31 protein-coding genes are annotated in these 26047 nt (G+C 53.6%); 29 read left to right on the forward strand and 2 right to left on the reverse strand.

Annotated elements, in window-relative coordinates:
• The 20 genes from GFC01_RS18775 to GFC01_RS19390 all read left to right on the forward strand — a co-directional run.
• A partial coding sequence (locus tag GFC01_RS18775) for a transposase (protein WP_194174906.1) occupies window positions 1-881 on the forward strand: 881 nt, incomplete at its 5' end.
• Entirely contained in the window at window positions 878-1633 is a 756-nt protein-coding gene (gene istB, locus GFC01_RS10890; RefSeq protein WP_174699793.1) for an IS21-like element helper ATPase IstB, read from the forward strand. The genes GFC01_RS18775 and istB, both read left to right, overlap by 4 nt.
• A 284-nt stretch (window positions 1634-1917) precedes the next feature.
• On the forward strand, window positions 1918-3162 hold the full coding sequence (locus tag GFC01_RS10895; protein WP_152947145.1) for a CpaE/TadZ family protein: 1245 nt from the start codon (window positions 1918-1920) through the stop codon (window positions 3160-3162).
• On the forward strand, window positions 3152-4327 hold the full coding sequence (locus GFC01_RS10900) for a CpaE/TadZ family protein (protein WP_152947147.1): 1176 nt from the start codon (window positions 3152-3154) through the stop codon (window positions 4325-4327). Before GFC01_RS10895 ends, GFC01_RS10900 begins: the two co-directional genes overlap by 11 nt.
• On the forward strand, window positions 4320-4919 hold the full coding sequence (cpaB, locus tag GFC01_RS10905) for a Flp pilus assembly protein CpaB (protein WP_152947149.1): 600 nt from the start codon (window positions 4320-4322) through the stop codon (window positions 4917-4919). The genes GFC01_RS10900 and cpaB overlap by 8 nt, the downstream gene beginning before the upstream one ends.
• 48 nt (window positions 4920-4967) lie before the next feature.
• Window positions 4968-6188 carry a nucleotide-binding protein gene (locus GFC01_RS10910; protein WP_194174907.1) on the forward strand — a complete coding sequence of 407 codons (1221 nt, stop codon included), beginning with the start codon at window positions 4968-4970 and terminating at the stop codon, window positions 6186-6188.
• Between the two features lie 3 nt (window positions 6189-6191).
• Window positions 6192-7403, forward strand: coding sequence for an ATPase, T2SS/T4P/T4SS family (locus tag GFC01_RS10915; protein ID WP_152947153.1), 1212 nt, complete (start codon window positions 6192-6194; stop codon window positions 7401-7403).
• The gene (locus GFC01_RS10920; RefSeq protein ID WP_152947155.1) at window positions 7400-8290 is read left to right on the forward strand and encodes a type II secretion system F family protein; all 891 of its coding nucleotides are present in this window, start codon (window positions 7400-7402) and stop codon (window positions 8288-8290) included. The genes GFC01_RS10915 and GFC01_RS10920 overlap by 4 nt, the downstream gene beginning before the upstream one ends.
• A 12-nt stretch (window positions 8291-8302) precedes the next feature.
• Entirely contained in the window at window positions 8303-9175 is an 873-nt protein-coding gene (locus tag GFC01_RS10925; protein ID WP_152947157.1) for a type II secretion system F family protein, read from the forward strand.
• A gap of 52 nt (window positions 9176-9227) precedes the next feature.
• A complete protein-coding gene (locus tag GFC01_RS10930) occupies window positions 9228-9416 on the forward strand; it encodes a hypothetical protein (protein WP_152947160.1) in 189 nt (62 codons plus the stop codon).
• 78 nt (window positions 9417-9494) lie between these two features.
• Entirely contained in the window at window positions 9495-9950 is a 456-nt protein-coding gene (locus GFC01_RS10935; RefSeq protein WP_194174908.1) for a prepilin peptidase, read from the forward strand.
• On the forward strand, window positions 9938-10417 hold the full coding sequence (locus tag GFC01_RS10940) for a TadE/TadG family type IV pilus assembly protein (protein ID WP_341473915.1): 480 nt from the start codon (window positions 9938-9940) through the stop codon (window positions 10415-10417). The genes GFC01_RS10935 and GFC01_RS10940 overlap by 13 nt, the downstream gene beginning before the upstream one ends.
• 2 nt (window positions 10418-10419) lie before the next feature.
• On the forward strand, window positions 10420-11034 hold the full coding sequence (locus GFC01_RS10945; RefSeq protein WP_152947166.1) for a TadE/TadG family type IV pilus assembly protein: 615 nt from the start codon (window positions 10420-10422) through the stop codon (window positions 11032-11034).
• Window positions 11035-11260: 226 nt separating this feature from the next.
• Window positions 11261-11716 carry a hypothetical protein gene (locus tag GFC01_RS10950; RefSeq protein ID WP_152947168.1) on the forward strand — a complete coding sequence of 152 codons (456 nt, stop codon included), beginning with the start codon at window positions 11261-11263 and terminating at the stop codon, window positions 11714-11716.
• A gap of 600 nt (window positions 11717-12316) precedes the next feature.
• The gene (locus GFC01_RS10955) at window positions 12317-12670 is read left to right on the forward strand and encodes a hypothetical protein (RefSeq protein ID WP_152947170.1); all 354 of its coding nucleotides are present in this window, start codon (window positions 12317-12319) and stop codon (window positions 12668-12670) included.
• Window positions 12671-12893: 223 nt separating this feature from the next.
• The gene (locus tag GFC01_RS10960; RefSeq protein ID WP_152947172.1) at window positions 12894-13253 is read left to right on the forward strand and encodes a hypothetical protein; all 360 of its coding nucleotides are present in this window, start codon (window positions 12894-12896) and stop codon (window positions 13251-13253) included.
• Window positions 13254-14171, forward strand: a complete 918-nt coding sequence (locus tag GFC01_RS10965; protein WP_152947174.1) for a hypothetical protein — start codon at window positions 13254-13256, stop codon at window positions 14169-14171.
• A 67-nt stretch (window positions 14172-14238) separates the two neighbouring features.
• Window positions 14239-14670 (forward strand): hypothetical protein, encoded by a 432-nt coding sequence (locus GFC01_RS10970; RefSeq protein WP_152947176.1) that lies wholly within the window; start codon window positions 14239-14241, stop codon window positions 14668-14670.
• Complete coding sequence (locus GFC01_RS10975; protein WP_194174909.1) at window positions 14606-15403, forward strand: DUF6338 family protein; 798 nt, start codon at window positions 14606-14608, stop codon at window positions 15401-15403. Before GFC01_RS10970 ends, GFC01_RS10975 begins: the two co-directional genes overlap by 65 nt.
• 196 nt (window positions 15404-15599) lie before the next feature.
• Entirely contained in the window at window positions 15600-15863 is a 264-nt protein-coding gene (locus GFC01_RS19390; protein WP_243137491.1) for a hypothetical protein, read from the forward strand.
• A gap of 82 nt (window positions 15864-15945) precedes the next feature.
• On the opposite strand, the gene GFC01_RS10985 is transcribed toward GFC01_RS19390, so the two are convergent.
• Both GFC01_RS10985 and GFC01_RS10990 read right to left on the reverse strand, forming a co-directional pair.
• Window positions 15946-16239 (reverse strand): XRE family transcriptional regulator, encoded by a 294-nt coding sequence (locus tag GFC01_RS10985; RefSeq protein ID WP_152947178.1) that lies wholly within the window; start codon window positions 16237-16239, stop codon window positions 15946-15948.
• 174 nt (window positions 16240-16413) lie between these two features.
• Window positions 16414-16590 carry a hypothetical protein gene (locus GFC01_RS10990; protein ID WP_152947180.1) on the reverse strand — a complete coding sequence of 59 codons (177 nt, stop codon included), beginning with the start codon at window positions 16588-16590 and terminating at the stop codon, window positions 16414-16416.
• 126 nt (window positions 16591-16716) lie between these two features.
• Between GFC01_RS10990 and GFC01_RS10995 the strand changes: the two genes are divergently transcribed.
• The 9 genes from GFC01_RS10995 to GFC01_RS11035 all read left to right on the forward strand — a co-directional run bounded on the left by GFC01_RS10995 (window position 16717) and on the right by GFC01_RS11035 (window position 26024).
• Window positions 16717-17919, forward strand: coding sequence for a copper amine oxidase N-terminal domain-containing protein (locus tag GFC01_RS10995; protein WP_152947181.1), 1203 nt, complete (start codon window positions 16717-16719; stop codon window positions 17917-17919).
• 59 nt (window positions 17920-17978) lie between these two features.
• Window positions 17979-18395 (forward strand): hypothetical protein, encoded by a 417-nt coding sequence (locus GFC01_RS11000; protein ID WP_152947182.1) that lies wholly within the window; start codon window positions 17979-17981, stop codon window positions 18393-18395.
• A gap of 85 nt (window positions 18396-18480) precedes the next feature.
• A complete protein-coding gene (locus GFC01_RS11005; RefSeq protein ID WP_152947183.1) occupies window positions 18481-18795 on the forward strand; it encodes a hypothetical protein in 315 nt (104 codons plus the stop codon).
• 152 nt (window positions 18796-18947) lie between these two features.
• On the forward strand, window positions 18948-19328 hold the full coding sequence (locus tag GFC01_RS11010) for a hypothetical protein (protein WP_152947184.1): 381 nt from the start codon (window positions 18948-18950) through the stop codon (window positions 19326-19328).
• Entirely contained in the window at window positions 19321-20316 is a 996-nt protein-coding gene (locus tag GFC01_RS11015; RefSeq protein WP_194174910.1) for a type II TA system antitoxin MqsA family protein, read from the forward strand. The genes GFC01_RS11010 and GFC01_RS11015 overlap by 8 nt, the downstream gene beginning before the upstream one ends.
• Before the next feature lie 137 nt (window positions 20317-20453).
• Window positions 20454-21650 carry a copper amine oxidase N-terminal domain-containing protein gene (locus GFC01_RS11020; protein ID WP_152947186.1) on the forward strand — a complete coding sequence of 399 codons (1197 nt, stop codon included), beginning with the start codon at window positions 20454-20456 and terminating at the stop codon, window positions 21648-21650.
• Window positions 21651-21758: 108 nt separating this feature from the next.
• A complete protein-coding gene (locus tag GFC01_RS11025) occupies window positions 21759-22139 on the forward strand; it encodes a type II toxin-antitoxin system MqsA family antitoxin (protein WP_243137499.1) in 381 nt (126 codons plus the stop codon).
• Window positions 22140-22271: 132 nt separating this feature from the next.
• On the forward strand, window positions 22272-24308 hold the full coding sequence (locus GFC01_RS11030; RefSeq protein WP_194174911.1) for a hypothetical protein: 2037 nt from the start codon (window positions 22272-22274) through the stop codon (window positions 24306-24308).
• A gap of 132 nt (window positions 24309-24440) precedes the next feature.
• On the forward strand, window positions 24441-26024 hold the full coding sequence (locus GFC01_RS11035; protein WP_152947189.1) for a hypothetical protein: 1584 nt from the start codon (window positions 24441-24443) through the stop codon (window positions 26022-26024).
• The last annotated feature ends 23 nt before the right edge of the window (window positions 26025-26047 follow it).

The raw sequence follows: 26047 nt of genomic DNA on the forward strand, positions 1-26047 counted from the left end.
AGCGCTTCAAACAGGCCATGGGTTTCAAAGTCTGGCTCTGCCGGGCCGGCGACCCGGAAAGCAAAGGCCGGATTGAAGCCCTGGTCAAGTACATGAAGGGCAATTTTGCAGCCAACCGGCCATTTACCGACATCAACACCTGGAACAAAAGTTGCAAAGACTGGCTGGAACGGACAGCCAACAGGGAGATCCATGGAACAACAAAAAAGGTACCGGCAGAAGTATTCCTCGTAGAAAGGCAATACCTGCGCCCGATACCCTGTACAAGAACAATCCCTAAAGACATTTTAACCAGGGTGGTGCGAAAAGACAACACCATATTGTACAAGGGCAACCGCTACTCCGTGCCCATTGGCACCTACGAACCCGGGCTGGAATTGGTAGTAGAAGAAGCAGCAGGCATACTGACCATTCGCCATCCGCAAACCGGTTCAGTTGTTGCCAGGCATAAAATCAGCCTGGAGAAAGGGGTATTAATCCAAAACAACCATCACCTCCGGGACAACACCAAAAGAATCGATGAACTTTTCGCCACAACGCTAAAGCTACTGGATGGAAGCAACAATGCCGCTACATTCCTGGAAACCATACGCCGGGAAAAGGCACGCTATGTCCGGGAGCAGTTCGGCCTGATGCAAAAGCTGGCGCAAAAGTATTCCCCGGATCTGGTGGCCCGGGCCATTGACTACTGCCTGACATACCAGCTCTACAGTGCAGTTGACTGCCGCAGTGTTGCTGAATACCTCCTGAGCCGAGTTGAGCAACCAACTGCAGCAATCGTGTCGGGGAAGGCAGGTTCCCTGCCCGATCATCTCCGGATTAAAGCTGCCCAACGGGATATTGCGGTCTATGCCGGGCTTACCGGAGGTGAAAAGTCGTGAAAACCGGCCAGGTACAGGAGGTCAAAGTCATCCTTGGTGAACTAAAGCTAACCACCATCCGGGATAGCCTGGAAGAATTCCTCAAACCAGCGATATTGGAGAACCTTTCCTGTCTGGATTTTTTGCACCGGTTATTAAAAAAAGAGGTGACTGCCAGGAACGCCAAGTCTCTTGAAAAAAGGATGAAACAGGCCGCCTTTCCCTATCAGAAAACTATTGAGGAATTTGACTTTGGGTTTCAAGTCTCTGTAACCCGCCGGCAAATCCAGCAACTGCTGGATTTGCACTGGGTGGAAAAAGCCTTTAATCTTTTGTTTCTGGGCCCGCCGGGAGTCGGGAAAACCCATTTAGCTGTAGGGTTGGGAATCCGGGCGGTGGAGCTTGGTTATCATGTTAGCTTTATCACCATGGACGAACTGATGCGCACCTTGAAAACAGCGGAAATATTGGCCAAAAGCAAACGGCGGTTAAAACAAATCACAACGGCAGATTTAGTGATCATAGATGAGGTTGGTTTCCTGCCCATTTCACGGCCGGAGGCAAACCTGTTCTTCCAGCTGGTATCAAAACTATACCAGAACACATCAATAATCATCACATCCAACAAGGGGTTTGATGAATGGCCAGAATTCCTTGGGGACCCGGTAATTGCCACCGCTATTCTGGATCGGCTTGTGCATAACAGCGAATTATTTAACATGACTGGTGACAGTTACCGGCTAAAGCACCGGAACACAATACTTTGCGGTTAGCCCGAAGTGGCCGGGCAGCCGTCCGGCCACCGTTCTGGGCGGTATTCCAGTCGCCCTACGGGCTCCTTCCATACCACCCAGAACGATATTATGTTCATTAACTGGAAAAAATCGTCCAAAATTATTGGCCATTTTTTATCCAAAATTATTGACCGTTCACAGAAAGCCGGCGGCTGTATTTTTGCGGGGCAATTTTATGAAAAGGAAGGTGATCAAACATAAACATTTACGTGTTTGGCAGCCCAGAGCTAATCAGTCATTGCCGCGAGACGTTTGACGGCATAATGGAGCGGGGGACCCCCGGTCAGGATGACGTGGTGATTACGGACGAATCCCTGGAGGCCGCGCGGATGTACCTGCCGGCCAGGGTGTTTCTGGTCAATCCCCCATCCCTGGCCCTCTGGCGTGCCGCCACCGGCAGTGGCGTGACGGTAGCCGGCAGTACTGTGGCAGTAGCCTCCAAACTGGGTGTCCGGATAAGACGGACAAAAGGCCCGGCGCCACAACCGGGCAGAAACGTTCGGTCAACCCGAGCAGAAGTTGCAAAAGAAATTGCAAAAGAAGAGAAATCTGAAACAGCGACTGAAGGGGTGCAGGAACCGGATATCCCAATCTCCTGTGAAATTAACGAGGCGCCAGAAAGTAACCTGCCCGATTTAACAAAACGGGCGACGATCATCGCCGTGTACAGCCTCAAAGGTGGCGTGGGTAAAACCACGCTGAGCATGAACTTAGCGGCCGTACTGCGGCGGCACGGCCACGCCGTATGCCTGGTTGACCTGGACATTAAGACGGGCAGCGCGACGAGTTACCTCTTTCCCAACTCCCGGCCAGCGGTGGATATCGTGTCGTGGGACGAATTCCCCCTGGAGAAAGCCTCCGATAAACTGGCGGTGGAAAGTTTCCTGGCTTCCGGCCCGGCGGGCATGCACGTGCTTCCATCCCCTGAAGCGTCTTACCAGGTCAATGTGGTCACGAATCGCTTGATGGGGATGGCGTTGGACATCCTGTCCGCCCATTTTGATTACATTGTGGTGGACATGGCCGGCGGCGCGCTGGAGCACCGCGAAAGGAAAGCTCTATCCATGGCCGACGTGGTGTTTCTGTTAGCCACGCCGGACGAGATGTCCATATCCGGGGCTGTGCGTACCGTCGACCAGGTGGTCGGCCCGGGCAAACCGGTAGATCCTTCACGGGTCAGGTTCATAGTCAACCGGGACCGGCCCCGCGCCCCGCGCCGGCCGGAAGAAGTGGCCAGGATGGCCGGCCTGGAACTCTCCTTCGTCATCCCGGAAGACGGGCAGGCGATTGACGAAGCAGCCTTTCTGCAGCATACCCTGCCGGTGCTTTTGAAAAAGAACTCGCTATTGAAGGAGTCTATCGAAAACCTGGCCGGAACGCTGGTGCCCGGTTTCAACGCGGCTCCGCACCCGAAGGGCGGCTTATTGTCCAGGCTGCGAAGCTTTTTCAAGAAACTAATCAGGAAAGGGGAGAAGCGCTCTGAAAAAAGTCTTGCTCATGCTGGATAACAGTCCGGCAGCAAACTGGCTCAAACGCAATTTGAAAGACGTGGAAGTGGCCACCGGTGATATTGATCCGGCTAACCCGCCGGACGTGGTGGTCACCGGCAGGACGACTGTGGTAAAAGACGCCCTGGAGGCCACCGGCTGGTCGGTGCCGGTACTGGTGGTGTTGGGGGAAGAAAACGAGCAAACCGAAAAGATACGCCGTGAACTGGTTGACCTGGGCCTACCCGGAGAATGGCTGTTGACCTGCCCGCCGGGGGAAACCATCCGGGCATCGCGGTTGACGGAAACTATCCGCCGGGCAATGGAAAGCGAAGTGAACCTTGATCCCCCCGTGTGGTCGCCCGGAAACGCGCTGGAGCTTGACTGCCCAACGGTGTTTGACTTCAAGGGGGGCGCGGGTAAGGCTACACTGTCTGTTAACACGGCAAATGGCCCAATAAGTAACCCAACTGCATCTGACGAACCGATAACGAATATGCCTGCGCAAACCGTATGGGAACCGCCTGCGGTGACCAATTTTACCCCGGGAGCATATGACCACTCCACCGGACGACTGATCGCCGTTACGAGTTTCAAGCGCGGGTCCGGCACCACCACCATCGCCACGTCTTTAGCCGCCCACGCCGCGGAAGCGGGGCTGAAAATGGCTCTGGTCGATTTAGGCAACCCGCCTTGCGCCGGATTCCACCTGGGGGTACCGGACGCGGCCAAAATCGAGGCCCCGGCGGTGTACGACACCCGCTGGGGAACCCTGGTGGTGCCGGACCCGGACGCCGTCGATCCAATTATTGCAGATTTGGTACCTGAGCACGACGCGATTATCTTAAACGACCCAAATGGATTTCATAATGGCGGCATAAAGACGGGCAAAACGATCGTGGTGCTGGATCGGGGCGTACAGGCAGTGGAGATAACGGCAGCATACGGCGAAACCCTCAACGGCATTGCGGTTGTTAACAAAAGCGGCGCTTTTGGTGTTCCCATTGCCGCCATTGAAAACCTACTTAAACGCCATTTAATCGTCGTCGAAAACGATTTGGAAGGTTGCTGGTCCGCCCTGGCCGCCGGAGAGCCGGCCTTGTTCCGGAGCGCCGCCGTGGCCATAGGCATAGGCAAGATTGCGGCGGCAATCGGACTTATGGAAGGGGGCGGGACAATTGCTTAAAAACTACCGGTTAATGCTGGTTGTGGGCTTGATATGCGGCATCCTGGCTGCGGCTGGCGCAATCATCACGGTGAATCAAAAAATCGGCGCCCTTCCTGCCGTGGTGGCCGCCCGGGACATAGACCAACAGAGACTGTTGGCGCCCGAAGACCTGAAGGTGGTCCCGGTGCCCCGGGCGGCACTATATAAGGACGCGATTCCTGCGGCCGACCGGCTTGTGGGCTGGGTGTCCAGGGGGTTCATACCCGCCGGGACCGTTTTGCGGCAGGGGATGCTGTTGCCCCCCGACCAGGCGGGGGTAAGCGGCATACTTGCCGCAAAGTACCCCGACCGGCTGGCTGTTGCCGTAAAGGCCGACGTGGAGACCAACGTGGCGGGCACGGTGCGCCCCGGGGATCTGGTGCGCGTCGTGGCGCGTTACAAAAGCGGCCAGGGAAAAGAAGGCCGACAGGAGACGATAGCGGACAACATACCCGTTCTGGCAGTAAATGATAAAGGAGTGGTTATTGGATTAACTGCCCCTGAAAACGAAAAATACAACAAAGCCATGGCGGACGGCGCGGTAGTGGCTTGCGCCGTACTCAAAAAGTAGGGGGTGTGTGAGCTGAACAACGTGACTGTTATGGGGACGCGTGACTTTGTGGACAATTTTTTGTCCGGGTGGCCTAAAGGAGCCCCGCCGGTGGTCAACGTGGCCACCGACGTTTCTTCCGCGCTGGAGGTTCTGGCGGAAGGGGACGGGGCCGTGGTGGTGGGCTTTCCGGACGGGTTGTCCTTTGCGATGGAAATAGCCGATCTGCATCGCGACCGCAGAATCTTTGTGGCGCTGGACCGGGATTCCCTGGCGGATTTAGGCCTCTGGCGGCGGGCGGCCGGACGCGGGATCGTCCCCGTGTCCGCCGACAGGGCTGCCGCCGAGGTAGCCGCAATGTTACCCGGAACGGCCTCCCCTAAGCGCGATCCGGTACCCATCGAGGCCATTATTCAGGCTCAAAGGGAGATGATCGGCCGGGGGGAGCGAACCAGGGTAATCGAAAAACTGACCCTGGCGTGCTGGAGCACTCGGGGAGGAGTCGGCAAAACCGCCCTGGCGGTAAACCTTTCTTGTATGCTGGCCCGGTGGGGCTTAAATCTCAGAAAAGACTTCCGGGTGGCCCTGGTGGACGCCGACGCCGACGGCGGCAATTTAAGTTACTGGCTCGGGTGCAGCAAACCGCGGGTGACCCTCCCGGCGTGGCTGGATATGCCGGATAAGGCCAGCTGGGACACGGTAAAGGAATACTTGCTGCTGCACAAGCCGAGCGGGTTGTACTATCTGCCCCGCTCCATCCGGGCGACGGACGAAGAGTTCGTAACCCAGGAACTGATGGAAAAAGTGTACAAAACCCTGTACCGGCACTGCGACGCAGTAATATTTGATCTGGGCACTTCCATACGCAAGGAAAACAACTATGTGCCCTACGTGCTTTCCATGGTTGACATTGTGTTGCTTGTCTCCAGGTCGGATTACCCCACAATTCAGAGCATTAAGGCGGACCTGGAGGAGTTGGTCAACAAGTGGGGCCTGGACCTGGCCCGGATCAGGCTGGTGCTGAACCGGCGATCCCGGGGAGTGGAATACAAACTAAAGGACATCGCCGCATATGTGCAAGTGCCATTGTTGACGCCGGCGCTGCCGGAAGATCCAAACGTAGACCGGGCGGCAAACAAGGGGGAGCCGCCCGTACTTAAGTATCCCGCCGGGGATTTCGCCCGGGCCGTATCGGGAATAGCCAGACATGTGGTGGGCAGCGAACTCTGGGGCGAAGAAAAAAGAGGCTTCTGGAGCAGATTTATGAATGTCTTCAAGAAGGGGGCATAAACGGTGGAACTGGAACAAGTACGCTATAAAGTGATACAGCGTATCCGCAAAGAAAACCGGGAAACGTTAAAGAATCCGGAAGGGCACAGGGATTATTTGCAAAGGCTTTTCCGGGAACAGCTGGAAAGAGAGAGGCCGGACATGTCCATCGTCGAACTGCGGGAACTATCCCGCAGCCTTGCGCTGGACGTCATGGGCTACGGCCCTTTATATGAACTGCTGAGAGACCCCCTGGTCACCGAGATACAGGTCTACGCCCCGGACGTGGTAAAAATTGAGAAGGACGGCAGGTTTATCATGAGCGACGTGCGTTTCAGGGACATGGATCACCTGCTCACCACCATCAGGGGACTGGTAAGCCTGTCCGGGAAGAGGATCGACGAAAGCGAAGCTGTCATAAGCTGCAAGCTGCCGGACGGGTCGAGGCTGCACGCCAGCATCGCCCCGCTGGAAGTCAGCGGGGCGTTCCTGAGCGTCCGGAAGTTTCCCAAATTCCTGACCATGGAGGAACTGATCGCGCGGGGGAGCCTGACGGAAGAGGCGGCTTTTTATCTCAAACAAGTGGTGGAAGTGGGTCTGAACATTGCGGTCACGGGTATCGTGGGGGTGGGGAAAACCACCCTTTTGAACGCCCTGGCCGATCTCATCGGGCAGGACAAGACCATAGCCGTCTGCGAACAGGTGGTGGAGCTGCAGTTCCGCCGCCGCGACGTGCGCCGCCTGGAAGAAAAACCCCCAACCATCGAGGGCACCGGGGCGGTGACCCTTGACCAGTTAATTAAAGAGCAGCTCCGTCACCAGCATGACTGGGACATTATAGGCGAAACCCGCGAAAAAGAAGCTTACTACGTGCTGGTGGCCACCACCGCCGGGCACAGCGTCATGACCACCTTTCACGCCGAAACCCCGAGAGACGCCATTCTGGACCGCCTGCCCGACCTGGTGATGCTCTCAAAGGAAGGGCAGGCGCACCAGGACAGGCAGTCGGTGGAGCGCAAAGTGGCCATGGCCATCGACGTGGTGGTGCAGATGGGGAAAATAGACGGAAAGCGGCGGGTGGTGGAAATCGCCGCCGTGGGTTACGATGGCAACCCTGTGATCGAGCCTTTGTTCCGTTTGGGATACGGGGACCGTTTGGAGCGCCTGCCCGGAAACGGCATGGAAATGCTCCGTCAAAAGCGGCCTTACCGGAACTGGAAGGGGTTGGTGGTGTGATTCTACTGTTGACGGGGGTGATGGCCTTCATTGCCGCCTGCCTGCTGGCATGGGGCATTGTTTTGTTTTTGCGGCGAAACCCGCTGGAAGAGCAAGCGGAAGCGATGCAGAATGACGACCAGAGGCGGGCCGGACCGTCGCTCTGGTGCCGGCTGTGGTGTACGGACATATACGGCATTGAAGAAAAACCCGCCGCTGAAGTTGCCGTGGTCTCGGCGGCGGTTGCCGGCGGGCTGGCGATCATGTTTCTGCGCCCCCACCTGGCCCTTCTTGTTTGCGCCGCCGCCTTCGTTGCCGCGCCGCGATTCTACGGCCAGCTGATCCAGAGCCGCCTGCGCATGGCATTCGCGGAAGATCTCGGGGCAGCGGTAAGGGCGCTGGGCAGGGGTTTGAGAGGCGGCACAGAGCTCAAAAGGGCGTTCGAATACGCCGCCAAAGAAGTGGGGGGTATTGTCGGCAGCGAATTTATGCGCGTGGTCGAGGATAGCAAAGGAGGGAAAATTGAAAACGCCGTAGAGAAAATGGCCGGGCGGGTGAACATCACCGAAGCCTGGATGCTGGCCGACGCCGTCAGGCAGCTTTCCCGCGCGGGCGGAGGGCGGAACAGTTTGGATCTGCTTGACGCCTGCGCGGACGAGATCGCGGCCCGGCGGGCAAGGGTGCGCCGGGTGGGAGCACAAACTACGCAGGTCAGGGTCGAGGGCGCGGTGGCCAGCATAGTGCCCGTGGCCATGTTTCTCTGGTTTTTTTTCGGTTACGGCGAAGATTACCGCGTGATGGTGGAGACCGCCCAGGGCAGGACATTGCTGGCCGTGGCCGTTCTTACGCTCGTCGCCTGCTGGGTAATAACGTTCGCCATCCTGCGCAGGGTGGGAATGTCGGAATAGGGGGGGGAAAGCATGTTCTACGCAGTATTGGCAGGCCTCAGTATATTCTGCCTCCTCGTGGCCGCCTGGTCCTGGATGGGCCGCAACCCCCTTCAGGAGCAGGCGGAAAAAATGGAGGTTGAGGCGAAAGAGAACCTGATTCGACGCCTGCGCAAACTGGGGTCCGCCGTGCAGCGGCGTGCGCCCCGGGTATTGGTGGATCTGGTCGGCGGTCCACGGGTGGCCGTCATGTTGAGGATGGCCGGGTCTCCCTTTGGGTTGACCCCGGACGAATACCAGGGATTGAGATTGCTCCTGGCCGGGTGCTCCCTGGTGTTTTCCATTCTCTGCATCGTCCTGGGGGTCGGAATCATCCCCGCCCTTTCGGTTTTGGCCGCCGGCGTGCTGCTTCCCGGCGTATGGCTGAAAGAAAGGGCGGAAAAGGCCAGGAAGAAAATGCGCCGCAGTCTGGCGTATTTCATCCGCCAGCTGGCGGTGGGAACGGCCGGAAGGGTATCCCTGATGGCTCTCGTAGCGGACATGGCCTCCAAAGCGCACCGGGACCCCCTGGCGCGGGAAATGGAAGTCGTTTTGGAAGACGTGTCCAGGGGGGCGAAAACCCTGGCCGGGGCGATGCAGGATCTGGCCAGGAACATTGACCTTCCCGAAGCGCACGAACTGGCGGCGGAGCTGGCGGCGGCGGACCGTTTCGGCGGGGAGGGGCTGGCCGAAGGTTTGCGCCGGCTGGCCCGCTCCCTGGACGCCCGCCGGGACGCCGAAGATATTGCGGCCATACAGAAAGCGGAAGTGCAGGTCACCATCGTGGTCACTGCGGCCTGCGTCATCGCCGGCAGCATCTTCATGGTTGGCGGCGTAACACTGAACTTCCTGCAAATCTGGCGCTGAAAGCCAGTGTTGCCGCGCGGGGATCGACCGCCTGGAAAGGAGGTGATACCGGTTGCTCAAGGATCTGAAGCGCCTGGCGGATTTGATGCTGGACGAAAGCGGCATCCTGCAATGGCTGCTCATTGCGGCAATCATGGTCGGACTGGGTTACTGGGGCTACCAGAGATATATTAAAACCCCTGCTTACGACGCCTATAGTAGCACGGGCAATTACCTTAACGCCGGCATCAACGGCAACTAAGCGAAGGGACGGGATTTCAATCCCGTCCTTTTTTTTTTGGGGGGGTGATAGCTTATCATAGCCGTAAAGTTGATCATTTTGTTACGTCTTTTGGTCGTAGTCTCCTATGTGGACTGGAGGGACAAAAAAATTCCCAACGGCATGACCCTGCCCGCCATAGTGGCCGGCATACTGCTTGCCGGCCCTGACTGGCGGTCCGCCGCATTAGACGCGGCGGCGGGTTTTTTGCTCTTTTTCCCCATTGCGCTTCTCGGTCTGGGCGGCATGGGGGACGCTAAACTCAGCGCGGCGGTATCGTCCCTGATCGGGTTTCACGACGCGGGACTGGCCGCCTGGCTGGGTACGGTCCTGTGCGCCGTTATGGTCGCCGCGCGGGAGTTTCGAAGAGGTCGCTTAAAAAATTGGGTGCGGGGCCATTTCGCCGCCCTGGCGCAAATCCGGGCGGGAATCGTGCCGGAAGGGGAAAAGCACTGTTTCGCGCCCTACTATGCCGCCTGCGTGCTGGCGGTTTTATTTTGGAGGTGGTTTCCATAACGAGATTTCTCAAGAGCGAACAAGGATACATCCTCGAATTCGTTTTGTTCATGGGTTTTCTCTTTTACTGCGTTTTTGGGATTTTGGTTTACGGGATGTACACCAACTCCCAGAGCGTGTGCATCAGCGCCGCCAGGGAGGCGGCCCGCACCCTGGCGGTGACGCACGACATGAACCAGTCCAAATCCCGGGCCGCCGAAGTGATTCAAACCACCCTTTACACCGGAGCAAGAATCGGGGGCTCCAGGCCGGGCGAACCGCGCAAGGCCTTCGATCCTTACAGCCCGAACCCGTCTCACCCGGACGTAGTATTGCAGGACGACGGCACTTACTGCCGGGCGTGGGTTTACTACCACATGCCCAACGCCGTGCCCGGATTGCCCAAGTTGCTGGACAAACGGGCGTCTTTTCTGTCCCGGTACATTACAACCGGCGGCTACGCGGTCTTTAAGCGGGAGGTGCAATAAAATTGCGGGATGAAGATGGATTCTTGCCCCTGTTCATTGCCCTGGCGTTGCCGATAATAATTTTCGCCTGGGGACTCGCGGTAGACTTCGGCCGGGCGCACATAGCCAGGGCGGAACTGCAGACGGCTTCCGACGCCGGAGCACTTGCGGCGGCCCTCACCGCCGAGCCCGTCCCAGTCGATATCGAGTACGTTCCCATCACGGAGACCGTAGAGGAGACCGTCACCGTGCCGGCTACGGACGAAAACGGCAACGTCATACTCGACGAAAACGGGAACCCCGTTATGGTTGAAAAGACGGAGACCAAAGAAGTTATCAAAGAAGTGCGGGAGATCGTGCACGAATGGAAGGCCGTGATTAAAGACGAAACGAAGGCGGAAAGTGAAGCCCGGGCCGCCTTCGCCGCCAACAGCGGCAGGTTTCCGCAGCAGGGGGTGGAACTCGGGGGATGGACGGGGGATCAGATAAGCGAAGACTCCTATTACATCTCCGCAAACGCCCGGATGAAAGCCCCCTGGGCCGGAGCGGCCGCCGCGATGATGACCGGCGACCGATCCTACTACAAAATACCGGTGAGCGCTAAGGGAACGGGACAGGCGGTGCCAAAATTCAACTAAATGGAGGGTTTCAAACGTGGATTTTCTCGAATCGTTGAGGCAGAGGTCCGTCAACAGCAGAAATTACTTCGGTCCCTGGTACGAAGAAAAATGCGCCTGGTGGGATCCTTCTTCGAACAGGTGCGGGATTTCTGCTGCTTCTATTTTTCGATAACTTGATAAGGATCGGTAAGCTGTTTTGCCCATCTCCGGGAAAGGCAAAAGTGAACAGAAGGGGGAATACCCATTGCTGTACTTGCGCAAGAGTGTTTTAGCGGTTATCGTCATTGCATCCCTGATCGTAGGGGCCGGGTTGGGAGCTGGTGGCCACTGGTATTTGGCCGACCACCGGCCTAAAGTAAAAATGATGGAAATGGCCAAAAAGCAGCAGGAACAGCTGAACAAAATGGTGCGCAGCGGCGAAGTGGTTTCGGTAAAGCCGGACGAAATCACCGTGAAGGTGAAGCACTCCGGTGATCCGCAGTTCGAGGGCAAGACCATCACGGTGAAAACGGACCGGTATACCAATGTTCAGGAAGGCATGAACTTCGTCAGCAAGCCCGGCCAGGCCACGGACCTGAGCCGGTATCTGAAGCCCGGGATGCAGGTGGATCTGCTGGTCAACGGGGACAAGGCCGTGGCGGTGCACTGGGAGAAAGCGCCGGAACAGGCGCAAAAACAGCCGGGGCAGGGGCAAAAATAGCAGTGCAGGGGGGCCGGGGAAACCCGGCCTTTATCATTGTTTCAAAGTAATAGTGTAGAAATACCATTTCTTTTTGGTTGGCCGCACTGACATTGCTTTCTCTGGATCAATTAGCGTCGGGGTTGCGATGCAGGATATATTTAAATCTGTATTTGCTATTTTTAGGAGCCCTTTAACTGCAAGAGGTGTATAAGTATATATAATTACTTTGCGAATAATTTTTGCTTTCTGAAGAAAATGGATGTAAGAGTGCACATCATTCACCAGCGTATCTTTAAGGCAAGGATTTCTTTTAAACTTGAGGTTTACAGGTAAATGCATCTCCATATAAAGGCAATTTAAAGGAATTATAAGTGAAGTTTTGTCGGTAGATAGAATTTTTAACGCGAAATAGAAGCAGAAAGGCGACGACAAGAAGGCATATAAATAATGCGTTTTACTTATCCTGTGAAATATGTTATTAATCATTACCATAATGGCGTAATAAATAAATACATAAACGTATGGACCGAATAAAAATATTTCTAATGATAAATGCATGTTAAAATAGTTTTTGATTAAAACAATAAATAATGGGTAACCAAGGAGGGTCAATATGAAATGACAAAATATCAAAAAGAATGCTCCGCCAATGCCAAACAATGTTATAATGACACCCATAAATACAAACGAGAAGTGGATAAAAGTGAGTACAACATGGAGAAACGCTATGACTATCTGATTAATAAATGGTTTCACATAATTTATTATATTTTTGTACTTGTTTTTGTATGGCATTTTGCAATTCTCCCTGAAAAATGGTTCATGTGGTTGCTACGTATTGAATTGGTGGTAGGATCTCTAATGGCCATATATGGTACGGTAACCAATAACTACATAACAAGGACCTATATAGGAGATTTTGTTTTGACCGGGTTATTTCTTACCACCTGTCTTTTGATGTTGATATCTTGATTAGTTGCCCCCTCGCACTCCCCTAACTTTCCAAGAGATTCGATACTTCACCATGCATTTCCTTCTTTTTGGTTCTGCTGGGATGCAGGTGGATCTGCTGGTCAACGGGGACAGGGCCGTCTCGGTGCACTGGAACTCACCGCAAGGGCAGGGGCAGCAGGGGCAAAAGCAGTAGATCAGGGGCCGGGGAAACCCGGCCCTTGTCGATTCATAGGGGGGATGCATGGTGAATGAAACGGCGCAAAAAATGATGGAACATTGGATACTCGGCAAGTGGGATGAGTGGTGGATGAAACCGTTTATAGGCTTGAGCAGCGTTAGTTTGCTATTGCTGTTTTTATGTGTCCCGGCGCTGATAGTGGTTTTTCTGTGGGGTTGTCGTGCCGGGAATGCCGCGCCGGTCAATTTCATGCTCAAAATGATGTTCTGGGCAGGGGTCATAAGCGTTGGCGGCATTTTCCCGGGGTATATTTTTGCCTTCTGGGTTGACATGGTAAGGGAACGCCGTGGAGAAAAAGGAAAAACGATTACTTTTCAAGAAATAATTGGTGAAAATTTGGATTTTGAGAGGTGGTGCTCGTAAATGGCGGTAAGCGGTCTTACTCTTGCGGTGCTGCTGTTTTTGCTTCTTGTTTATTTGCCGGGAAACCTGGCGTTGTTAACAGCCGGCAGAAAACAACAGGATCGTGCCGCTCCGGCATCGATATTTTACGGTGCTTTTATTTTGGCGACAACTCTTGGCTTATTCTGGGTTTTTGCTTTAACCGGCAGGTCCAGTATTTTACAAAGATTCACCGCTACTCTGACGGCGATAACAGAGGGGAGTTCAGCGAATGGCTCAATGGATTTATTAGCCGTGGCCGCCGTTTTCGCCATGTGTTATGCCTTGTCGTGCGTAGCCGGATTCTTGGAACTTTTCTTAATCACCGGTTTTTACACGCCTCCCGGATGGGCGCGCAACTTGTTCAGGCGAGGATTTTTCGGCCGTGTCGTAAGATTTGCCGGGCATTTATTTGTGGTTATTCGTGGAATCTTGGCTGGCTGTTCCAGCGGCGTTCGGGTGAAACCAGCCAATACGATTCTTGATGTCTTTGTTCGGTTCCGGAAAGCCGGGAAGCGGCCACACCTGGAAATCGCGTTAAAAAACGGCACGTCAATCAAAGGTGAATGCCTCCGGTTTTCGTGGAATGGAAAGGAAAGCGTTTTATCGGCTGATATGGATAACCCATGTCAGCTCGAATGGGTTGCGCTGGATGAGGCCGTTTCAATTAAGTTTTTGAACCTGGCCCTCATGGATGCGGAAGGGAAATCTGCGGAGCAGGCGGAAAGGTGTCTGGAAGATATCAGAAAAAGCAGGCAGATCCTGAATGGGCTTGCGCCGGGGTATGGCGATGAAGTGTACGGCAAGTGCGGGGACAATGCGCTGGCGGTGCGCTGGGAGAAAGCGCCGGAACAGGCGCAAAACCAGGGCGGGCAGGCCGGACAGGGGCAAAATGGATAGAGCAATGGAGGCCGAGGAAACCCGGCCTTATTTTTTATGTGAAGAATAAGAAGGAGGGAAAATTATAATGTCGAAGAAGTTTATGGAAACTCTATTGTATTTTCGGGAGAGATACTGGGCGTGGATTCTTGGCGATGAAATGCCCGCTGAATTTCCTGTTTATGCTCTATATACAATATTCTGGCTTATTATTGCAGGATCAGCATTGCGTAATTATGCAAATCACCTTGAACCAATGGAAGCGACAGTTTTGATTTCGGTTTTAATGTTCACGGTACTTATTTCATCGTTTTATTTTGCTCCTGCATGGTTCGCATCGCTTTGGATAATTCCCGCTATCCCGAGCGCATTGGTGGTGTCGCTAATATATGCTATCAACTCGCTCATTTTTAAAAAAGAAAATTGTTGGGACTTTCTGACCAAGGAAGAACTGGTTGGAGGATATCTTGATTTTTCTAGTTTCGGTGGTGATTCCGGTGGACATAACAAAATGGGTTAATATACCCGGGGCTCTTTTCTACTTAATTATATTGCCCGGCTTAATGTATATTTGGTCAGCGAAGGGATTCAAGGAAAAGAGACCCGTATATTTCTGGCTTATGGACGCCTTTATGGTCGGACTGTTAATTTTTGTGTTCACAGTGCTGATCTGGTCGTCAATTGCCTTAATATCTCATCACTATCAAGAGCTAGCGGAATTGCTGGCCGGTCTCATGATTCTTGTTCTTAAAGGTATGCGGGTTCTCTTGGAGAAGCCGGTATCGATGTCTTCCGTCACATTATACGTTGTGCTATTGGTTTATGGGTCATGTATTACAGGTGGGTTCCTCACGAGGTTATCGAATGAAGGTCGATTCCCACCATGGCGTAGAAGGCGAAAGCCGAAAATATTCGCAGACTCTTTTCTCGATGCAGAACTGTTAAGACTTAGGGAAAAGAAAATAGTTCCACAGGTTGTTTTAACTTTGAAAAGTGGGGAAAAAATTCGAGGAAATTGCTACTCCTATACCTTTACCGCTCCCCGGGAAATAGCTATAGATTTATATAGTGATGAACAGACGGAACGGCATATCGTTATTGTCAAACTGGATGAAAATGTGGAAAGGTTGGAACTTATATTCGCAGAATTGCCGGAAGAAAGGAGGGGTCCCTTTACAATCGTGAAAAGGCTTACTCGCTGCCGGCGAGCCGCAGTTATCAGTTCCATGGAAGAAAACTGCTGGCCGAGTTGAGAGAGGGCAGTCATGAGTACAGGACAGATTAAGGTGTTTCTGGACAGCAGTGTAATTATAGCCGCCCTTGCCTCAATGAGTGGCGGTCCCCATGAGGTGCTGGCCCTGGCCGAGCTGGGGATAATTGTTCCCTGCATATCCGAAGATGTGGTGGGCGAGGTGCTGAGGAACGTCCAAAAAAAAGCTGCCCGGCTGTGTGGACAGCTACTACGCCCTGTTCAAGGTCCTGCCGTTCAAAATTGTAGATCCTACCGATGAGGATCTGGAATACGCCAGGTCGCTGATAAACGAGAAGGACGCCCCCATACCGGCGGCGGCCATATCCGGCAAGGCAGATTGGCTGTTGAGCCTGGATAAGCATTTCCTTGGCGGGGATTGGAAAGGAAAGGTGAACTTTGCCGTCGGTACCCCCGGGGATTTTCTGCAAGATTGGGTGTCTTTTCTAAAAGGAGATGGTTAAGGCATAATGTTCCGGTTCTACCTGTTCGTCGTTTTCCTGGCGTTGCTGGTGATTCTGGTGCCAGGACTGCGGCCGGTGTAAATTATACCTTATGGTGCTTTAATGGTACAATTTCCAATTTAAGGTCTAGTGCATCAAGGGTTTTTAAGACGGTAACGAAATTTCCAATACGCGCCCTTTCCAGCCTGGATACCTGAGCCTGTGTCAGACGGGCCTTACGGGCAAGGGTTCCCTGACTCCAGCCGCGTCTGGTTCGTTCGGCAATAATAGCCCTGGCAATCTGGTAGCGAGGCTCATCGTTAAGCATTTCTTCAATGATATGCGGTTTGCTTTCAAGACGCTCGGCAATTTCGTTCATAGTGACGAACTTTGTCAATTTATTTTCCCTCCTTCGTTTGCAAAAACTCGCGTAGAATATTTTCGGCCTTGCGTATTTCCGATTGCGGCACTTTGCTTGAGATTTTTCGGAAGCAGTTTGTCATTATATAGGAGGTCAATAAAATGCAACAAGGGGGTGGCCATGTAGAGCGAGGGGATCAGCACATTCGTATCAATTACGATTGGAACGGCGATTTCGCTTGATTTCACGAAAAGCTTCATGTACATCCTTCTCTACTTGTTCCTGGGTGATACCGGCGGCTCTCATTTTTTTTGCAATTCTTTCCGAAAGGATGCGCGCCTTTACTAAATCTTTTTCATAATCGTCCATTTTTCTTTTGGGTAGCATACGGCCGATACCCTTCTTTCAATCGTTTTTGTTTATTGTATCAGGGTATGTATCCCGTAGTCAACTTTATCCCGATCCGCCGGGGCTGTTAACCCGGCGAAAACTTCATAAAGGAGCGTGGTAAACATGCGTAAACTAATGCGCAAACCAATCATCCTGTTAGCCGGCCTGCTTCTGGCCCTGCTGGACTTCGCCCTGCCGGCCCTGGCCGCCCCCACCCATAAGGCCGTGTTCGTCATCGGCCAGAGCAAATACACCATGGACGGCCAGGAGAAGGCCATGGACGCCGCCGCGTTCATCGGGAACGACCGGACCTACGTGCCGGTGCGCTACCTGGCCCTGGCCCTGGGGGTAAAGGACAGCGACATCGACTGGGACGAAAAGGCGAACACCGTCACCCTGGCGATGGACGACATCACCCTGAAGCTGGTCGTCGGCAGCAAGACCCTTTACGTCAACGGCCAGGCGAAAACCATGGACGTTGCCCCCCTGATCAGGGAGGGCCGGACGTACCTGCCGGCCCGGTGGGTGGCCGAGGCCTTCGGGTACGAAGTGGGCTGGGAGCCCAAAAGCCGGGCCGTGCTGGTGGGACCGAAGGGTAACCTGCCGGAACCGCCCAAACCGCCCGTGAACAAACTGAGTCAGGACGGCCCCATCGACCTGACCGCCGCTAAGAACGGCACCCTGGGCGTGCCGGAGAACGCCGTGGCCCCGCCGAGCAAGTGGGGATTCGAGCCGAAGATCAAGCGGCTGGACTTTGAGATAGGCAACCGGTACGCCACGGCCACCAGGTTCGACGGTAGCACGTTCCAGGTGGATTTGGGGATGGAGCCGGTTATGGTTTCTCCAAACAAAGAAGATGTGGAACTTATCAAAAAGTATACTCCTGCATGTTATAAAGAGGGTTACAATGTAGTTGCAGAAGGATTTGCCGGTTTCTACGTACCCTTCATCCCTGTGGCCGAAGCTTTCGGTGTGCCCCGGGGGAACATCGTCTGGGACGGGGAGCACCTGGGGGTGTGGGGTTTCTATGGTCATGTAGAGGATTATAAGATATTGACTGTCGGTTCGAAAAACGGGGTTTGCAAGGGATTCGCGGATAATTTTACGAAGCATCTTGATGAAGCCTGGGAAGCAAATGATTTACTGGACTATCCCCTTTTCGTAAAAGATGGCGTACCGATGGTAGGCATCGGAACTGTATCGGATATCTGGTTGTTATTTGCACCACACGCAGGGCTGTCGATAGTTGATGGGGAAGGCGGAGGGCATCTGGATGCAAAAGCGGGCACTGCTTATACCGAAATCAATCATAGGGTCTCACATTAAAGTGTTGTATCTTGCTTAGCAATATTGTAAAATGGGGGTGATAAAGGCAGGTGATGGCCATGCCGGAAGAAGCGATCAAGGAGATGGCGGCCACCAGCGAACAGCCGCCCGGCAATGAACCGCCGCGCCATCTGGTGTCGCAGGAATTCTTTTTCCTGCTTCAGCGGGTTGATCGCCTGGACGAGAAACTTACGGAGCGGATTGACCGGGTGGAAAACAGGTTAATTGAACAGATCAACCATGTGGAAAGCAAGTTGACTGAGCGGATCAATAGCGTGGAGAGCAAGTTGGCTGACCGGATCAACAGTGTCGAAAGTAAGCTGACTGGTGTCGAAAGTAAGCTGACTGGCCGGATAGACCATGTGGAAGAGAAGCTAAGTGAACGCATAGACAACCTCCGTTTTTGGGTTATCGGAATGGTAATCACGGTAATCGCCGGGTTTATCGGTACCATTGTAACTTTAGCTCTTCGTTAAAAATCCTATATGTCTCAGGAAAGCACCGGTAACACCGGCGCTTTCCTTTTTTATGGGAAAATTGCAAGGAAAGGAGAGAATGTCATTGCGGAAAGCGGTTTCAATTTTCGTTTTGCTGGTAATGTTTGTTGTTGGAATTGTACAGCCGGCGTTAGCTTTGGAATGGAAAGATCCCCAAAATTACACACCCCCCGCCGCCTATGCCGCCAATGGCATAAACACCTACAGCCGGGGCCAGTACGAAGACTTTTTCATCAATTACAACGGCAATGAACTGGGCACGGACGGGGCCGTGTGGGTAGGAAGCCTCTACCCGGTGGACGTGTTCGACAAATACGTGGGCGCGCACGAGTCCTTCGGCTACCCGGCGGTGAGCGAGGATAGCCTGCGCCACCCCTAAAGCGGGAACGCTGGAGATATAGAGAACAAAGTGAAGAAAAGTGGAGCATGACCCCGAAAAGAAGTAATAGTACCCAGAATATAAAAGTTGTATTTTTTAAGTTTCTGTTATAAATTGATAACAGAATGCATATGCTATATGGAGGCGCAGACTTGAGCACCAAGAAAGATGTCTTGCTTTTCTTGACGCGGCTGAAAATAATTGCCGGAACGAGCTTTGATCTTGTCTGGACCGAAAAGAACAAAGCCGCCATGGTTCGCCTCGGATATACAGGCACGCGGGACATATTGCCCCACATTTTTGCCCTGACAGTTCAGGACTATGTAGACGGCCCATGTCCGGATAGGGATACAAATTATCCAGATCCCGTCTGGATTTTCGCCCCGACAATTGAACAAACGATATTTTACGTAAAGCTGAAAATCATTGGAAACCAAGTCAGGTGCCTTTCCTTTCACGAAGCGGGAAAACCTATCGGCCGCTACCCATTCAGGGAAAATTCCCCAACTAGAAAGGAGAATGACAATGATTAAATACTGCGACCAGTGTGGCGGGGAAACCGTTTTTTCGGTAGCGGAACGGGAAGAAAACTACGACATTCGGGGGGAACGCATTCGTGTCGTCACAAAAGTATGGCGCTGCCAGGGTTGCGGGCTGGAACTGTTTGACGACGAGCTGACCGGCCCGGCGCTCAAGGAGGCGTATAACGAATACCGCCGCCGGAAAAACATCCCCGCCCCGGAGGATATAAAAGAACTGCGGGGTAAATTCGGTCTCAGTCTGCGTAGTTTCGCCAAACTGTTGGGGTGGGGTTACGTTACCCTGCACCGGTACGAAAACGGCGCACTGCCCAGCGAAGCCCATGCGGCGGTGCTGGCCGCGCTGAAAGCGAATCCATCCTATGCCTTTGGATTGCTGGAAACGACAAAGAGAAACTTCGAAAAAGACGAAATGGACGGGTTGCTCAAACGAATTGACGCTCTGACGCGAGAGTGCAATCATCCTTCTAAAATTAGGCATGAAGAAAAATGCGAGGCTAATGTGTTTACCGGTTTTGTGCCATTTTCTGTAGAGAAATTCCGGGACATGGTTTTGTGGTTTTCCTCAATGGAAGCGCCACTGCTCAAAACCAAACTTTTAAAATTGCTCTGGTATGCCGATTTCTTGCACTTCAAACGTCATGGAGTAGGCATCTCGGGAGCGGTATATGTTCATTTGCCTTTAGGGCCTGTTCCTGACAACTTTACCTTTCTTTTAGGGGAACTTGAATGGGAACACAAAATAAAAATCGAACCCGTGCCGGTTGGAGATTATCTGGCGGAGCGCATCATACCTGTGGCAGAACGAGGCTCTTCTCTGTCTGAAGACGAGTTGCGAACGCTTAAAGATGTATTAAAACAATTTCAAGGATGGGGCTCTCGGCGCATCTCCAGTTATTCTCATGAAGAAAAGGCATATTTATCTACCGGACAAGGCGAAGAAATATCATATGAATACGCTGTTGACTTATCCATAGATTAGTGCCCGGTTCCGCCGGGCCAATTCTTTCATCGGGACAATCATACTCTACCTTTATGAAAGAAGGTGACATTTGGGAACAAATTCAACATATTCAGCGTCTAATCATATAACATAACAAATAAGGAGAGTGAACGCTCATGCGCAAACCAATCATCCTGTTAGCCGGCCTGCTTCTGGCCCTGCTGGCCTTCGCCCTGCCGGCCCTGGCCGCCCCCACCCATAAGGCCGTGTTCGTCATCGGCCAGAGCAAATACACCATGGACGGCCAGGAGAAGGCCATGGACGCCGCCGCGTTCATCGGGAACGACCGGACCTACGTGCCGGTGCGCTACCTGGCCCTGGCCCTGGGGGTAAAGGACAGCGACATCGACTGGGACGAAAAGGCGAACACCGTCACCCTGGCGATGGACGACATCACCCTGAAGCTGGTCGTCGGCAGCAAGACCCTTTACGTCAACGGCCAGGCGAAAACCATGGACGTTGCCCCCCTGATCAGGGAGGGCCGGACGTACCTGCCGGCCCGGTGGGTGGCCGAGGCCTTCGGGTACGAAGTGGGCTGGGAGCCCAAAAGCCGGGCCGTGCTGGTGGGACCGAAGGGTAACCTGCCGGAACCGCCCAAACCGCCCGTGAACAAACTGAGTCAGGACGGCCCCATCGACCTGACCGCCGCTAAGAACGGCACCCTGGGCGTGCCGGAGAACGCCGTGGCCCCGCCGAGCAAGTGGGGATTCGAGCCGAAGATCAAGCGGCTGGATTTCGAGGTGGGCAACCGGTACGCCACGGCCACCAGGTTCGACGGGGGCATGTTTCAGGTGGATTTGGGGATGGAGCCGGTTATGGTTTCTCCAAACAAAGAAGATGTGGAACTTATCAAAAAGTATACTCCTGCATGTTATAAAGAGGGTTACAATGTAGTTGCAGAAGGATTTGCCGGTTTCTACGTCCCCTTCATTCCCGTGGCCGAAGCCTTCGGTGTGCCCCGGGGGAACATCGTCTGGGACGGGGAGCACCTGGGGGTGTGGGGTTTCTATGGTCATGTAGAGGATTATAAGATATTGACTGTCGGTTCGAAAAACGGGGTTTGCAAGGGATTCGCGGATAATTTTACGAAGCATCTTGATGAAGCCTGGGTAGCAAATGATTTACTGGACTATCCCCTTTTCGTAAAAGATGGCGTACCGATGGTAGGCATCGGAACTGTATCGGATATCTGGTTGTTATTTGCATCAAGAACTGAGCCGGCAGTGGTTAATGGGCACGGAGGGGGACACCTAGATGCTAAGACGGGAAAAGCCCATACGGAGATCGATTATAAACCCTCTGAGACACAATAAATTCAGTATTGTTACTTGCCTTGAAATTGAGTAAAATAAAGGCACTAGATCCCCTGCAAAGATAGACCGGTTGCTAATGTCTGGAATGGAGGAGGTTGCTTTTTGGACATGGCAATCATAAAAAAGTGCGTAAAAGATAAGAAATGGCGTATAACCAACCATGCCCTAAAAGCTGGTAATTATCACCGCTTACCACCCGGAAGAGCCCAAGTGGATAGACGAGAGAACCAGGAGGAGATAACAATGACTGATTGTAGATTTTGCGGAGGGAAAACGATCCCTAAAACGGTGGACGTACAGCGGAACTGGCGTGGGAAGCTGGTGGTTATTACGAACGTCCCTGCTTATGTTTGTGAGCAATGCGGGGAACAATACTTCGATGCTGAGGTGGCTTTGGAGATGGACCGAATCAAGAGAGCCACCCATGTTTCAGGAGAAAGATTAATCCAAGTGCCTGTACGGCCGTATGGAGCGGAAATTCACACGTAGTTTGGAGATCACTGTAATGACCGTTGGAAGAGCATCGAAATAAACGATGCTCTTCTTTTTTATGGACAAATTTAAAGAAAGGGGAGATTCGCATTGTGGAAAGCATGGAAAACATTTTTGGTGTTGGTTTTGTTGGTAGCCCTTATTTTGAACACTGTATCACCTGTATTTGCAGCTGAATGGGATAAGGTTAGTAACCACCAACCCCCCGCCGCCTATGCCGCCAATGGCATAAACACCTACAGCCGGGGCCAGTACGAAGACTTTTTCATCAACTACAACGGCAATGAACTGGGCACGGACGGGGCCGTGTGGGTAGGAAGCCTCTACCCGGTGGACGTGTTCGACAAATACGTGGGCGCGCACGAGTCCTTCGGCTACCCGGCGGTGAGTGACACGAACTTGAACAACCCGTACCGGTCGCAAAACCTGCAGGATATCAAGAATTTTCTCCTTGGGTTCCAGATTCCGCAGGACAGCGGCTACTACTTGATCTCCATGGACTACAACGAGAATCTGTTGAAAGATGTGCTTGTGCCGGGGACGACTTATTACACAAAACCAATCTGGCCCCTGTCCAGCGCCATCCGGGACCTGCCGCTGGACGTGACGGTCCAGGACATCCCGGGGGAACAGGTTAGGGCGTGGAACCCTCCTACGCCGCCCGGTGACATAGGCCAGGAACAAATCGACTGCATCAAAAACGACGGCTCCGGTTTCGAAGGCCAATCCTACTACGTCAAAGAAATGGGCAGCGGCTCCACGCCCAGCCTGTGGCAGAAGGCCCGGGTTTTCGTCGGCGACCCCAAAGGCCCGACGAACCTGACCCAGAAAGAAGCCGCCGCTTTGATGGCCAACAACATCGGGAGGGGCGCGGGCGACGGCCAGAGCACGGCCCCCGGCTATCCCACGCAGTGGTACCCCGAAAAAACCTGGCGCGGCCAGTGCGGGGTATCCTTCCCGTACAACATTTTCGTGACCGACGTGCAAAAGGTGCCGGATACGGATGACGGCAAATCGGCCCTGTACGACTGGTCTGTGATTAACCAGACTCCGCTGTGGCTCAAAGGCATCACCGTGCGGGTATACACCCGGGGGAAAACCACCGGGACGTGGAACCTGGTGGCAACGTATGCCAACGTGGACATCCCCCCGTTCTACCAGTTTGACGACGACAGACCCGTGGTATCAAGAAACAACAAAGACATAGCGCATCAGAGAATGGGCAACTGGGTGGCGGCGAAACCCAATCATCTCACATACGTGCCCAAACCGGCCGAAGATTACGACGTGATAGTTACGGCCAACGTCAACCTGAACATCCAGGGTGGCCATTTATCCTTTCCTTCGGCTGTCATCGATTACGGAATGACGGCCACATACGGGAGCAAGAAGCTCTATGGCGCCATAGCGCCGCCCGGGTTGCCCCCGGGGGAAACGAAAGAAATGTGGGACAGGGCTTCGTCCATTTTAGGCGTATCCCTGCCCCGGGGCTACAACGAAAACATAGATCGGGCCTCCGACACGGGCGCTCCGCCGCCCGGAGGCGGAGGCGGCGGTGGTGGCGGCGGGGAACCGCCGGTACTACCCGGCAACCTTGCGGTTACCAGGGTAGAGTATGACGGCTCGCGTATAACCGGCTACTTCCGTTCTACTTTTCCCGTTGGCGGTAAAGTGAATATCCGTTTCTACAAGCAGGACAAAAACGGCAATATATCATATGTTGCAGGCGTAATGGATCGCTTGATTGAGCCAAACAGCGATTTTGTTGAATCAATTCCTGCTTTTAACCTGACGAATTACATCATCATAGCCTCAATTGACTACAGCTATTCCGGCGGCACCTGGCAGAAAGAACAGTACCGGCGGAATGACGGCACAAGCCAGGAAGAAACTACTTACGAGGACAATAAGGCCTCAACGGGGAAGGATGAGGAACCGCCAAAACCGCCGGAAAAGAGCTTTACCATCGATAAAGCCACGGGCTATTACTGGCCCGTGAAATGGGAAAAGACGCCCAGATACCGTACCGAAAAAAGGCGGGTCTGGCAGGATGACTGGCAGGAGGTGCCGGTTAACTTCGCGCCGGAACCGAAGATACGCGTGAGGCTAAGACCCGACGGGGATAACTGGGAGCAGTTGCCGGACGGCAGATGGGTACAAAGGTGACAAAAACGGGCGGGGGCATATGACTGTGAAGTATTTATCGCTCTAACGGGCGACGCCCCTTTCATCCCACGGGATAAGCCCGTGGGTTTTCAGGGGCGGATTTCTATAAAGATTTGAAAGGGGGAATTTCTGTTGCTCCGGCTTAAGTCCAAAAGAACAGCTCTGGGGCTGTTGGCGGCGCTAATTTTTAGCCTCCCGGCGTGGGCTGGCGCCGGTACACCGGAATGGCAAGTAATTAACGGGCAACAGGTTTACGGTTGCTGGGTTGATGTCGGCGGGACCCCGGCTTTTGTTGTTTACGACCCATCAACAGGAAAGCCCGTCAAGGACGCCGGCGGGCAGGGCAGGGCCTGGATTAACTATGGCAAGTACGTTGAGGAAGAGGAACAGGTTTTGGACGGTTATGATATTGCAACCTGGGCCGACCTTGACGAGGGCAAGCAAGAGATCAACTTAGAACCCGTGGAAGGGCCGATCTGTTTAAACGGCTTATCTCGCGACAGTTCCAACGGGGCGCAAACCAACGCCAATACGCCCTGGCCATATCAAATTGCGGAGGATAAGACGGCAGTCGTTAAATTCAGAAACGATACCCGGGCCGCCGTCGACGTGAATGGCGGCGATAACAACAGAGGTAATGGGGGATTTACCATCGCGCCCCGGAGCGAGATCTGGGTCAAGACACCCTGGCCGGCCGTGACCGGCACCGGAACCATGGCCGATGCCGCCCAGCTGAGCCAGGCCTGGCAGGGGGAATATCATATGACAGCCATCCATGACCCCTTCGCTTATACAGAAACAATCCCGGCCTACTCCATGCCGGTGGCGATATTATACAGAGATAAAGGGACGATCTGGGACCGGGGCAACTCCTACGACGGCAATCGCAAAGGGCCGTTCTATGCCTATTCAGAGAGCGGTATGTACGTGGAACCTACGGTAAACATACCCTGGATTGACCTGTGGCGCACCTGGAGCAGGGATGAAAACGTGGAGGCTGGCATGGAGTTGTGGGGGGAAGACTGGCGCAGGTGGATCCTCGAACGCTTGCCCTGGAGCCCGTCCGGACCCGGTTTGCTTGTGGCCGAACCCGCCTTTGCCCGGAAGTACACCTTTATCCCTTCCCCGGATAACCCTAACAAAGGTGAGCTGCGTACAGACGTGGTGCCAGGGTACAGGATAAGCGCACCAGGTGCTGAAAGCATTACCGGGGAAATCAGCATAACGTCTCGCAATACTGTAAGCCTTACATTAAAGAACGGCACGCCATTTGCTGTGTCAGGGAATCTGGGGGCGGTAATAATAGACTATACCTATCGGGATTATGACCCGGATACGGGCGATTATAGAGAGTTTTCCGACAGGGAAGTTAAGGAGGTGCCGTTCGTAACTTTGCCGCCCTTCGGCAGTACAAGTATGGAATTTAGTATTACGTACCGATTGTTGGATATAAACATTACCGAGGCGAGCTTTACCAAAACTTACTACCAACCAAAGCCTTATAAATACATTACGACCCACGGCACTTTCGATACCAGGGATTACGTTAACCGCGGGAATTATATCCTGGGTTACTCCCCCACTTTCGGGGTACGCACTGGCGTTTACCCGGCGGAATTTTTTCCGGTCTTCCCCCGGGTGCCGGATAAAGTAGTTTTTGATTTTTGGTACATCAGTGGAAGTGGGACCCAGTGGAAAATCGGTCCAGCAAGTTAACAAGGTCGGCTGGGATCCTGCGA

The sequence above is a fragment of the Desulfofundulus thermobenzoicus genome (assembly GCF_009428905.1).
Classification (GTDB): domain Bacteria; phylum Bacillota; class Desulfotomaculia; order Desulfotomaculales; family Desulfovirgulaceae; genus Desulfofundulus_A; species Desulfofundulus_A thermobenzoicus.

Coding starts and splice junctions, on each gene's coding strand:
- GFC01_RS10895 (WP_152947145.1), top strand. CDS start 1,918: ATGGAGCGGGGGACCCCCGGTCAGGATGACGTGGTGATTACGGACGAA.
- GFC01_RS10900 (WP_152947147.1), top strand. CDS start 3,152: ATGCTGGATAACAGTCCGGCAGCAAACTGGCTCAAACGCAATTTGAAA.
- GFC01_RS10925 (WP_152947157.1), top strand. CDS start 8,303: ATGTTCTACGCAGTATTGGCAGGCCTCAGTATATTCTGCCTCCTCGTG.
- GFC01_RS10955 (WP_152947170.1), top strand. CDS start 12,317: ATGACAAAATATCAAAAAGAATGCTCCGCCAATGCCAAACAATGTTAT.
- GFC01_RS10960 (WP_152947172.1), top strand. CDS start 12,894: ATGGTGAATGAAACGGCGCAAAAAATGATGGAACATTGGATACTCGGC.
- GFC01_RS10965 (WP_152947174.1), top strand. CDS start 13,254: ATGGCGGTAAGCGGTCTTACTCTTGCGGTGCTGCTGTTTTTGCTTCTT.
- GFC01_RS10970 (WP_152947176.1), top strand. CDS start 14,239: ATGTCGAAGAAGTTTATGGAAACTCTATTGTATTTTCGGGAGAGATAC.
- GFC01_RS10990 (WP_152947180.1), bottom strand. CDS start 16,590: ATGCTACCCAAAAGAAAAATGGACGATTATGAAAAAGATTTAGTAAAG.
- GFC01_RS10995 (WP_152947181.1), top strand. CDS start 16,717: ATGCGTAAACTAATGCGCAAACCAATCATCCTGTTAGCCGGCCTGCTT.
- GFC01_RS11000 (WP_152947182.1), top strand. CDS start 17,979: ATGCCGGAAGAAGCGATCAAGGAGATGGCGGCCACCAGCGAACAGCCG.
- GFC01_RS11015 (WP_194174910.1), top strand. CDS start 19,321: ATGATTAAATACTGCGACCAGTGTGGCGGGGAAACCGTTTTTTCGGTA.
- GFC01_RS11020 (WP_152947186.1), top strand. CDS start 20,454: ATGCGCAAACCAATCATCCTGTTAGCCGGCCTGCTTCTGGCCCTGCTG.
- GFC01_RS11025 (WP_243137499.1), top strand. CDS start 21,759: ATGGCAATCATAAAAAAGTGCGTAAAAGATAAGAAATGGCGTATAACC.